The organism is Leptolyngbya sp. FACHB-711, from assembly GCF_014695615.1.
In the GTDB taxonomy this organism is placed as follows: domain Bacteria; phylum Cyanobacteriota; class Cyanobacteriia; order Elainellales; family Elainellaceae; genus Leptolyngbya_A.
The window spans coordinates 1-9,852 of the sequence record NZ_JACJOR010000093.1 but is presented as its reverse complement, the minus strand read 5'-3'; the positions used below and the strand labels follow the sequence as shown (position 1 = coordinate 9,852).

Below are 9,852 nucleotides of genomic sequence, written 5' to 3'. Positions count from 1 at the left end.
GGACCCTATAATTTTATTGGTTTAAGTTGACTTGAATGGATTTAGGCGATATCAGAAGCGATATCAAATTTGATTAATCATTGATTATTTTGATTTGTTTGTTTATTCATCCGTTTTAAAAGGCAGAGGCTTAACAAATCGTGAGACGTTTAACGCTTCCCAGTTGGCAAGAGTGGCGATCGGAATTAGCGGATGTCGTGCGGGGATTGGCAGGAGGATTTTTATTTGGCATTCCCCTGATATACACGATGGAAGTGTGGTGGATCGGATCTTATGCCGATGCAGGTGGACTGCTAGGGGTGCTGGCATCGACGTATGTGATCGTGTTTTTGCTCAACAGAACTGATGGATTTCGGCAGCAGTATCCTGACCAGATACGGAAAGCTTTGACAGACAGCGTTGAAGCCTTGGCGATCGGCATTGTTTGCGTAACCTGGGTGCTGATTTTGCTTCAAGAAATCACCTGGGATACGTCGGTGAATGAGGCAGTTGGCAAGATTGTGTTTGAAAGTGTTCCATTTGCGATCGGCGTAGGGCTGGCGCGATCGATTTTGCAGGGCAATCGGGGTGGGAACGATGAAGAAAACGATTCAGGGCAGCCACCTCGTTCTCAAGGCTCTAACTCAACCCTGACTGATATTGGAGCCACGCTAATCGGCAGTATTTTTATTGGGTTTAGTATTGCTCCGACCGATGAAGTGCCGATGCTGGCGGCAGCAATTTCTCCTCCCTGGCTGCTGGTGGTGATTGGCATGTCGCTGCTGGTATCCTACTGTATTGTGTTCGCGGCAGGCTTTACAACTCAGAAGCGCAGGCTTCAAGAGGGAGGGTTATTTCAGCGTCCATTCACTGAAACGATCGTCTCCTACCTGCTTTCCCTCAGTACGGCTGCCATCATGCTTTACTTTTTTCATCGGCTCGATTTTAGCGACCCCTGGAATTCCTGGCTGGAGCAGACCTTGCTATTAGGACTTCCAGCTACGATCGGCGGCGCAGCAGGACGAATTGCAATATGAAAAACACGATTAGACCCAAACCCCAAGCCCAGCGACGAATTTCGGCTGAGCAGGTTACGTTTACAATCGCCTGCCTGATCCTGGGGACAATCATCAGTCTGGTACTGCTAGCATGGGCAACCGAGAAAGATATCCCTCCAGTGCTATCGGTGCAAACTCAGCTTGGAGAAGTGCGCGAAGCAGCGGGACAGTTTTATGTGCCTTATCAAGTCACCAATACAGGCGGCAAAACTGCTGAATCAGTCCAGGTGATGGGAGAGCTAGAAATCAACGGCGTGACCGAATCTGGGGATCAAACAATCGACTTTCTCTCCAGGAATGAAGTGGAAGAGGGCGCGTTTGTCTTTAGCCGCGATCCGCGTCAGGGGGAGTTGAGCATTCGCATTGCCAGCTACAAACTGCCTTAGCAGTCCTTGCTATCGAACCAGCAGTAAACCCACCTGGAGCAACCCGATCACAAAGCCGAGAACGCCGCCCAAATTCACAATCGCCTGCAATTCATTTTTCACAATGCCCTGAATTGCCAGCTCCAGGTCGGCGGCAGAAGTCGATTTGACGCGATCGATAATGACCTGATCGATATTGAGAATCGGAATAACCTGAGCCACCAGCGATTCGAGATCGCGTTCCAGATAGCGTTCCAGAATCAGTGCTAGTTCATAGCTGATGGGATGCAGCGAGCTGGAAACGACTTCCGAAGTGCGCAGGCGAGTCAGCAGCAGGTTGGCAACTTCGTTCCAATCAATCGAATCACTCATGCCCTGAAGCAGATCTGAGCCTTTGTCCTGAAGATACAGCCGGATCTCATCACGCATAGTTTTGCGGATTTGGCGCACGGTGGCGACGGGCAGGTTTTGCAGAGACAGGTTTTGCAGCATTTCCTTTAGCCGATCGCGTACCCCCAGCGATTGAACCAGTTCATCGAGCCGCACGTTGCTGCTTTCTCGCTCATCCAGGCAGTAAGTTCGCAACCGGGTCAGCGCGTTTCGCACCCCAAACAGGTTTGCCACCACCCAGTACGTGCCGCTTGTCTTTTCCCGAAAGCCTTCATCGATCACTCTAATATTGCGATCGGTGAGAAAATCAACAATCAACTGCCGCAGCACATCCGGCGGAATGACAGATTGCAGGAGCCAGTCGGCAACTTGTTCTGCCTGGGGTTCAGTTAGCCGCAGTTCCAGCAACACCTGGTCAAAAAGCTGATTGAGCTGCGCTTCTAAAAAGTCTTCTTGCCGCGCCAGCACTTTGACCACTCTGGGCAAAGACTGACCTACCAGGTCGTGCAGCACGTTTGCCACGATCGCCGCCGCTTTTTCCTGGTTTCTGTCCTGCACCTGATCAAGCGCGAGTTTCAGTAGCCACTCGATCGCTCCCTGAATCCGCTCGGTTTGCAGCAACTTACGAGCCAGATTTTGCAGTTCTTCTGGTGTCAGCAGCGATCCCATAATCGTATCGGCAATTCGCTTTGCCAGCCGTTCCTGGTTACTGGGAATCAGCCCCGGCGTAAACGGCAGCTTGCGTCCCCCCAAATATAACGGCCGATAGGGACGAAACAGCATCTTGATTGCCAGATCGTTGGTGAAGTAACCAATTACACCACCGACGATCGGGGGAGCAGCCAGAGTCCAGAGGGTTGTGAAGTCCACAGTCGGAAAAAGAAGGGGTAGGTAAAGGGGGATAGATCTTGAAGATAAAATCTTATTTCGTTGCAACGAGAACACCCATCATGCCACTGGCGATCGGATAGTGAACTGCATGGCAAAATCCGGCAGCTTTGGCAAGCGCAACCTGCTCAGACCCAAGCGGAAAGCGATCGAGGCTGGGATTGATGTAGGCATACTCGTCACGTAAGCCAAACTGGGCTGCCGCCGGAACCACGAGATGATCCAGATACCACTGCTGAAAAGTTCGCATCGTCGAGTTGCCAGCGCGATGAAAGTCCAGAATGGCAACTTTTGCCCCCGGTTTCAGCACTCGGTACAGTTCGCTCAAGCTTTTGGGAATATCCGTGACGTTTCGTAATCCGTAGCCCATTGTCGCTGCATCAAACGTTTCTGCTTCGAAGGGTAAATCGAGCGCATCACCTTCCTGCCAGACGATCGGTGCAGTGCGACTGCTGAGAACGGTTTTTTGATGGGCGATCTCAAGCTGGGCGCAGGCAAAATCCACGCCATAGACCTTTCCCATTCCGCCCACCTGCCGCGCAAGCAACCGAGCCAAGTCGCCACTACCGCAGCATACATCAAGGCAGCGATCGCCCACCTGCGCATCGCTCCATTTAACCGTCATTTGTTTCCAGACACGATGCAGCCCCAAACTCAGCCAGTCGTTGAGCTGGTCATATGCCGGGGCAATGCGATCGAACAAGGCGCGAACGTCTTGTGCAGGGGGCGGGGCGGGGGAAGGCGAAGTCACAGCGATGCAAAAATAACTACTCCTTGATCCTACACAGGAAGACTGGCTGCAAGCACAGTGAACCGCAACCGATAAACCCTACCTTTAACGGTGGAAAACCGAAGGAGAGACAAAGCCTCAGCCTTCGGTACAAAGAGCACGATAAAATCAGGAAAAAATTAAGCAGGAAAAGTTAGCTAGCAGGGCGAAGCACAGGTGAGGATAATGCCAACGAGCGTAGAAACCGCTTCTAGCAGCGTCAGATGATGGGGCTGGAGTGGGTAAGACTGCTGCCATTGAAGCGAAAGAACTGCCAAAACTTCATCGGATACCCGCTCCTTGGGCAGAACTGGAATTACCAGACGCAGCGGCACATCTGCTGTTTTGTCATTAGCAATTTGCAGGCTCTGCGTCTCGATTGCTGCCTGAACTAACGGATCATCGACCAGCTCATCCTGGGCTGCGGCAAGGTCTGACTCTTCCAGGCAATACACTCCGGCGGTGCTGAGCGTCTTCTGTTTAATTCGCTGCAAAACACAGCGATCGGCAGATAGCACACGACCACAGGCGGCAGCAACCCGCTGAAGATACTCCTGATGAGTCGAAGACTGCCCAATTTGAGCGATCTGAGTGAGCAGTGCTGTTTGAGCCTGTACCCAATGCAGTGCCTCAGTTCGCTGCTTGAGCTGCTCATAAGCCTCGGTTGCCCGATAAACGACCTGCTTGAGTTCCTCTGGTTCCCAGGGTTTGGTGATGTAGCGGTAGACCTGTCCAGAGTTGATTGCTTCAACCAGATCTTCAATATCCGTGAATCCAGTGAGAATAATCCGCATTGTGTCGGGAAACTGAGGCGTGGTACGGCTCAAAAACTCAGTCCCCTTCATTTCTGGCATTCGCTGGTCAGAAATAATCACAGCAACTTCACCCTGCTGCGCCAAAATCTCAAGAGCAACAACGCCGCTTTCTGCGCGTAGAACTTCGTACTCGCGTCGAAAGGTTCGATACAGCAGATCTAAATTATCGGGTTCGTCATCGACCACCAGCATCCTGGGTTTCTTCGATTGCTTCAGGCTCATGATTGCATGGTAAGCGTCAGGGGAAATTAGATTCGTCATAGGGCATGATCCGGGAGCGCAAGTTAGTTGCTTGCTTAACGCGAGGAGAGCTGGTTTAGGCTTACTGTAACAATCAGTTTTAGTTGGTGCACTGCGTAGATCTGCGGGATTCATGCAAGGAGGTTTACGATCGCTTCAACCCCTCGGTAATTTCTACAGGGGCTCACCGTTGCTCACTGTTAATTACCGTTACTTACTCCTGCTCACTGCCGCTCACTGTTAATTATTTTTAATTAACGCTGCTTACTGTTAATCGCCATGAAGCCCTATCAGCAAATTCCTATTCTTGAATGCGGCGAACCGCTCTTGCCAATTCCAATCGAAGCGTTTGCACTAGAGCAGCCCCATGCTTACATCAAGCTGGGTGCGCCCTACGGCAATAAGTCACCCTACTTTTTACGACAGGGTGTATTAAAGCAACTGCATCAGGCACAGACTTTGCTGCAAACGCTGCGGCCTGGCTGGCGAATTCAGATTTTTGATGCCTATCGTCCGATCGCGGTGCAGCAGTTTATGGTGGACTATACCTTTACCGCAACCCTGGCAGAACGCGGATTAACGCTTGCCCAACTCACCAAATCAGAGCAAGCCAAAATCTGGCAGGAAGTGTATCAATTTTGGGCAGTTCCCAGTGCGAACTCTGCCATGCCGCCACCTCATAGCACCGGAGCTGCGATCGATGTCACGCTGGTCGATGAGATGGGGCAAACGGTAGACATGGGTTCTGCGATCGATGAGCTGTCGCCGCGCTCCTATCCCAATCATTTTGCCGATATCGCAGTCTGGCAAGCCCGCAGTCCTGACGTGACTCTAGAAACAGCGGCTCGATTTCACGCCCATCGTCAGCTTTTGCAGCAGGTCATGGGAGAAGCAGGATTTTTGCAGCATCCTAACGAGTGGTGGCACTTCTCCTGGGGCGATCAACTCTGGGCATGGCAAATGCAGCAGGCTAATCCAAGGCGATCGTGGGCTGCCTGCTATGGCAGAGTTTGAGTTTGCTGTTCGTTTCAAAATTCCCCAAGTTTGAGGGATTTAGTTTGAGGGATTTAGTTTGAGGGATTTAAGGAGCAATGCAGGATTTCCGCGCCCTCAGCATCCTCTTAACAAACTCTTACAAATCGCCTACTGAATTCACTATTGAGGATTGGCACAATAGCGATTCACTTCTTCGACGAGCGGAGCTTCTTTGTCGGTCGCTGTTTTAAGTGAGTTAAAGGCTTGCTGAGCCGCCTGAGAATTGCTTGCAGTTGCACTAGAGACTAGTTCACGAGTTGCACCGCTAATTTCGGAATACATCGCGACAAAGCGAGATTTAAACTCGGTCAAACGCTGATCGCCAAATTCTAAAGCTTCCATTTCTCCCCGCGCTTGGTCTGCTGCTGCCGCAATTCGGTTCATCGCTCCGACGTTATTTGCAGGATTTGTCGTGGAATTGCCAGCATCGGGAGAAGCAGCCGTGCTCTGGGTGACGGACTGCACCTGAGCAACCGCCTCGTTCGCAACGCTAATGAGCTGATTACACTGAGAAACTTTTCCTTCGCTACAGCTTATGACTAAAAAAGCAACGGCAGCGATCGTCAAAGTCAACCAGATGCCCCTCCGCAAACGAAACAGAGAACAAACCATATCTACTTCCCCTAGACGGTTAAGAAACAGCAAGCACAACTTGCACTAATTTTGCAACAGTCTAGCTGTATTGCTCAGTATAGCCGCTTCATATGATAGTTCTCTTTGGCTGCGATACCTGTTTGCATCCTAGTCAAGCGCTTACAAGCTCTTGTATCAGCAAGTCATGACCGTTTCTTGCAGCGTTCGTTAAAACGATGTGCACCAATCCCTTCTAGCGGACGGCTCAAGCATCTGCCGGATTAAGCTGAGCCATTGCCCAGGTGGTGTAAGTGCCGATCGGACTCCAAAGCAGATAGGGAATGAGCAACACTGCTGCCCAGCCAGCGATCGGTAACACGAATAAGGTCAATATAATTCCCCAGAAGAACCCGGTTGCGCCAATGATCGCGCCCGTAATCAGGCTACGGCGAAGTTCCATTATTGGGTTATATGCCAGGGTGAGAATCTCCAGCAGCAAATAGCCGCCCATCAACAGCCAGGTTCTAGAACTGCCTGGATCTTTTTCCCACACGATATAAGCAGACCATGCAGCACAGATAAAAACCGTCGTCCAGATGAAGGGAATTGCTGCCTCAAAGGTAAGCCACCGGGGACGCCGCAGCCGCCTGAACCACTGAAGTCCTCCCGGCGGGTTGAGACTTCCCCCAATTCCTACAACTACCAGGGTCACTCCCCCAATCACCAGCCAGGACGGAAGCATAGAGTTATCCTTTCGCGATCGCTAATCGTTTTCAAGCAAACTTCGTTTCTCACGCTGCCAGATCAAACCGCTGTTGGAATCGCTCCAAGGAATTATCCTTTGCCTACCCACTACTGACTCACCGCCTCACCGCTATTTCTGACAAAGAAGAAATATTTATCCAGGCTGCTGTATCGCAGAATGCCTTTACCAAACTTAAATTCTACCGAAGGAATATGCTTCAAATAACTTAACACAATAGCTTCCACCAGTTTTCCTGATAAAACATGTGAATGCCTGTACTTCAAACCTTTCTCGCCATCGACTTAAAAAAAGCGCAATTTACACAACTTAATAATCTTTAGGTTGTGTGAAAAGAAAAGTAACGCTTTGTCGGAGTTAATTGCGTTGAAATGCTGATGAAAAGGGAATTCTCGCCGCTTATCTCTATTCCGAGACGGTTCTCAATAACTCGTAACAAATTCTGCCTCGACAGCATTGTATAAGAATACCTGGAGGGCAAAAATGACAGACTAATCGCTACCCAAGCTGCTTTGTACAACGCCTTTTGGTTTCTCATATAAATGTGAAGTTGTTCTCAGATTTCTCTTAGCTTTCCATTATGTTGAGATGAGGGCTGAGACAAACTAAGAGGTCAATCAGAGAGCTGAAGCGAATCTGTGATTTCTCCTTCAGGTTGCTTAGCCAGCTTGAACCTAAATCAGGTTTAATCCAAACCGAACTTAACTAAAACAATTAGGAGATTGAGTCCATGCTAGATGCATTCGCCAAGGTTGTTTCTCAAGCCGACGCTAAGGGTGAGTTCCTGAGCACTTCTCAGCTCGATGCACTGACCAGTCTGGTCAGAGAAGGCAACAAGCGTCTGGACACCGTAAACCGGATCACCAGCAATGCTTCCACGATCGTTGCTAACGCAGCTCGCGCTCTGTTTGAAGAACAGCCTCAGCTCATCCAGCCGGGCGGAAACGCATACACCAACCGCCGCATGGCTGCTTGCTTGCGCGACATGGAAATCATCTTGCGCTATGTGACCTATGCTACTCTGGCTGGCGATTCCAGCGTTCTGGACGATCGTTGCCTGAACGGTCTGCGTGAGACCTACCAAGCTCTGGGTGTTCCCGGTGGTTCTGTAGCTGCTGGCGTTCAGAAGATGAAGGAAGCTGCTGTTTCACTCGCTAACGACCCCAGTGGCATCACCAAGGGCGATTGCTCCGCGCTGATGTCTGAAGTGGCTAGCTACTTCGATCGCGCTGCTGCGGCTGTTGCTTAATTTGTTCTTTGTCAGTGTCCTCGGTTTATTTGCTGTGTTCAGTGACCGATGACAAACCTTTGTCTCAACGCAAACATTTCAAGGATTACAAATTTAGGGAGATAATCACATGAAGACACCCATTACCGAAGCCATCGCTGCTGCTGATACCCAAGGTCGTTTCCTCAGCAACGCTGAAATGACCCAGGTGTACGGTCGTTACGAGCGTGCTGCCGCGTCTCTGGAAGCTGCTCGCACTCTGACCAGCAACGCTCAACAGCTGGTCGACAGCGCAGCTAATGCAGTGTATCAAAAGTTCCCCTACACGACTCAAACTCAGGGATCTAACTTCGCTGCTGATGCTCGCGGTAAGGCTAAGTGCTCTCGCGATATCGGCTACTACCTCCGCATGGTAACCTACTGCCTCGTTGCAGGTGGTACGGGTCCCATGGATGAGTACCTGGTTGCTGGTCTGGACGAAATCAACCGCACCTTTGACCTGTCTCCGAGCTGGTATGTGGAAGCTCTGAAGCACATCAAGGCTAACCACGGTATCACAGGTCAAGCTGCTGTTGAAGCAAATGCCTACATCGACTACGCGATCAACGCTCTAAGCTAATTGATCGTGCAGCCCGGAAAGGTATGCGGTTGCTGGTTGTTTGCTAGCGATGGTTTATCTTTCCGGGCTTAGTGTATCTACAGGTATTCGAGTATTTGAGAATGTTCGTCTATCTGAAGATATTTAGGGGAAAGGGATGAGGAATGGAGGATGAAGGGCAAGCCTGCTCGGAACCCCAAACGATCGGCTCTATTTTCCTTCAATTAGAAAATGCTGTATTGCCTTTTTAAAATTTAACTCGCAATTTGTTTCATTTTCCTTTCCTTCTTCGTTCCTTAGCCTCGTCTTGCTTGTTGGCATTCTCGCTCTGTTAAGACAGAACAGATAAGTTGGAGGAGATAACCTATGGCTGTGACAACAGCAGCGTCCCGGTTGGGCACGTCGGCATTTAGCGATTCGGCACGGGTAGAACTGCGTCCTACTTCGACCAGGGAGGATGTAGAAAATGTGATTCGTGCCGTCTATCGGCAGGTGTTGGGCAACGATTATTTGATGAAGTCAGAGCGTCTGACCAGTGCAGAGTCTCTGCTGCGCGATCGCAAGATCTCAGTGCGAGAGTTTGTGCGCTGCGTGGCGAAGTCAGAACTGTATAAAGAGAAGTTCCTTTACCCCAACTTCCAGACGCGCGTGATCGAACTCAATTACAAGCATTTGTTGGGTCGCGCTCCTTACGATGAGAGCGAAGTGATCAATCACCTGGATCTTTACGAGAACCAGGGATTTGATGCTGAGATTGATTCCTACGTTGATTCGGAAGAGTACCAGTCGAACTTCGGCGAGAATATTGTGCCCTACTACCGGGGCTTCGATGTTCATACCGGGTCGAGAACGGTAGGTTTTAACCGGATGTTCCGTTTGTATCGTGGCTATGCCAACAGCGATCGTGCCCAAACCGAGCGCAACAACTCGCGTCTGGCACGGGAACTGGCGCAAAATAAAACTTCGTCGATTATGGCTCCTTCGAGCAGCAACGGCGGTTGGTCCCACTATCGGGCATCAAACGATGTTGCGCCTGCAAAGTGCCTAGGCGGCTCGGTTGCAGGTGACGAAGCCCGAATGTATCGCTTGGAAGTGGCGGGACTGCGAGGCTCTGGCTATCCCAGTGTTCGGCGTAGCAGCACAGCATACCT

At 50.6% G+C, this 9,852-nt stretch carries 12 protein-coding genes; 6 read left to right on the top strand and 6 right to left on the bottom strand.

Going from position 1 to position 9,852, the window contains the following annotated elements; translation table 11 throughout:
• Positions 1 to 140 precede the first annotated feature (140 nt).
• Positions 141 to 1,016 carry a TIGR02587 family membrane protein gene (locus H6F80_RS02830; RefSeq protein ID WP_190790097.1) on the top strand — a complete coding sequence of 292 codons (876 nt, stop codon included), beginning with the start codon at positions 141 to 143 and terminating at the stop codon, positions 1,014 to 1,016.
• Positions 1,013 to 1,423, top strand: coding sequence for a TIGR02588 family protein (locus H6F80_RS02825; protein ID WP_190790096.1), 411 nt, complete (start codon positions 1,013 to 1,015; stop codon positions 1,421 to 1,423). The genes H6F80_RS02830 and H6F80_RS02825 overlap by 4 nt, the downstream gene beginning before the upstream one ends.
• 9 nt (positions 1,424 to 1,432) lie before the next feature.
• Here H6F80_RS02825 and H6F80_RS02820 read toward each other — a convergent pair whose 3' ends face one another.
• The 3 genes from H6F80_RS02820 to H6F80_RS02810 all read right to left on the bottom strand — a co-directional run bounded on the left by H6F80_RS02820 (position 1,433) and on the right by H6F80_RS02810 (position 4,525).
• Positions 1,433 to 2,662 carry a DUF445 family protein gene (locus tag H6F80_RS02820; RefSeq protein ID WP_190790095.1) on the bottom strand — a complete coding sequence of 410 codons (1,230 nt, stop codon included), beginning with the start codon at positions 2,660 to 2,662 and terminating at the stop codon, positions 1,433 to 1,435.
• A gap of 52 nt (positions 2,663 to 2,714) precedes the next feature.
• The gene (gene ubiE / locus H6F80_RS02815; RefSeq protein WP_190790094.1) at positions 2,715 to 3,431 is read right to left on the bottom strand and encodes a bifunctional demethylmenaquinone methyltransferase/2-methoxy-6-polyprenyl-1,4-benzoquinol methylase UbiE; all 717 of its coding nucleotides are present in this window, start codon (positions 3,429 to 3,431) and stop codon (positions 2,715 to 2,717) included.
• 176 nt (positions 3,432 to 3,607) lie between these two features.
• On the bottom strand, positions 3,608 to 4,525 hold the full coding sequence (locus H6F80_RS02810) for a response regulator (protein WP_190790093.1): 918 nt from the start codon (positions 4,523 to 4,525) through the stop codon (positions 3,608 to 3,610).
• A gap of 258 nt (positions 4,526 to 4,783) precedes the next feature.
• Here H6F80_RS02810 and H6F80_RS02805 point away from each other — a divergent pair, with 258 nt between their 5' ends.
• The gene (locus H6F80_RS02805; RefSeq protein WP_190790092.1) at positions 4,784 to 5,518 is read left to right on the top strand and encodes a M15 family metallopeptidase; all 735 of its coding nucleotides are present in this window, start codon (positions 4,784 to 4,786) and stop codon (positions 5,516 to 5,518) included.
• 141 nt (positions 5,519 to 5,659) lie between these two features.
• Here H6F80_RS02805 and H6F80_RS02800 read toward each other — a convergent pair whose 3' ends face one another.
• The 3 genes from H6F80_RS02800 to H6F80_RS02790 all read right to left on the bottom strand — a co-directional run bounded on the left by H6F80_RS02800 (position 5,660) and on the right by H6F80_RS02790 (position 7,102).
• Positions 5,660 to 6,151, bottom strand: a complete 492-nt coding sequence (locus H6F80_RS02800; protein WP_190790091.1) for a hypothetical protein — start codon at positions 6,149 to 6,151, stop codon at positions 5,660 to 5,662.
• 226 nt (positions 6,152 to 6,377) lie between these two features.
• On the bottom strand, positions 6,378 to 6,854 hold the full coding sequence (locus H6F80_RS02795; RefSeq protein ID WP_190790090.1) for a TspO/MBR family protein: 477 nt from the start codon (positions 6,852 to 6,854) through the stop codon (positions 6,378 to 6,380).
• 110 nt (positions 6,855 to 6,964) lie between these two features.
• The gene (locus H6F80_RS02790) at positions 6,965 to 7,102 is read right to left on the bottom strand and encodes a hypothetical protein (protein WP_190790089.1); all 138 of its coding nucleotides are present in this window, start codon (positions 7,100 to 7,102) and stop codon (positions 6,965 to 6,967) included.
• Between the two features lie 503 nt (positions 7,103 to 7,605).
• Between H6F80_RS02790 and cpcB the strand changes: the two genes are divergently transcribed.
• From cpcB to H6F80_RS02775, 3 genes are all read left to right on the top strand, one after another.
• Entirely contained in the window at positions 7,606 to 8,124 is a 519-nt protein-coding gene (gene cpcB, locus H6F80_RS02785; protein WP_190790088.1) for a C-phycocyanin subunit beta, read from the top strand.
• 109 nt (positions 8,125 to 8,233) lie between these two features.
• Positions 8,234 to 8,722: a C-phycocyanin subunit alpha gene (gene cpcA, locus H6F80_RS02780; protein WP_190790087.1), complete on the top strand. Its 489-nt coding sequence runs from the start codon at positions 8,234 to 8,236 to the stop codon at positions 8,720 to 8,722.
• Positions 8,723 to 9,067: 345 nt separating this feature from the next.
• Positions 9,068 to 9,852: phycobilisome rod-core linker polypeptide (locus tag H6F80_RS02775; RefSeq protein ID WP_190790086.1), on the top strand; the 785-nt coding region annotated here is incomplete at its 3' end.

Bases quoted from the DNA above. Each gene is read 5' to 3' on its own strand.
- H6F80_RS02810 (WP_190790093.1), bottom strand. From the start codon at position 4,525: ATGACGAATCTAATTTCCCCTGACGCTTACCATGCAATCATGAGCCTG.
- H6F80_RS02805 (WP_190790092.1), top strand. From the start codon at position 4,784: ATGAAGCCCTATCAGCAAATTCCTATTCTTGAATGCGGCGAACCGCTC.
- cpcB (WP_190790088.1), top strand. From the start codon at position 7,606: ATGCTAGATGCATTCGCCAAGGTTGTTTCTCAAGCCGACGCTAAGGGT.
- H6F80_RS02800 (WP_190790091.1), bottom strand. From the start codon at position 6,151: ATGGTTTGTTCTCTGTTTCGTTTGCGGAGGGGCATCTGGTTGACTTTG.
- H6F80_RS02795 (WP_190790090.1), bottom strand. From the start codon at position 6,854: ATGCTTCCGTCCTGGCTGGTGATTGGGGGAGTGACCCTGGTAGTTGTA.
- cpcA (WP_190790087.1), top strand. From the start codon at position 8,234: ATGAAGACACCCATTACCGAAGCCATCGCTGCTGCTGATACCCAAGGT.
- H6F80_RS02825 (WP_190790096.1), top strand. From the start codon at position 1,013: ATGAAAAACACGATTAGACCCAAACCCCAAGCCCAGCGACGAATTTCG.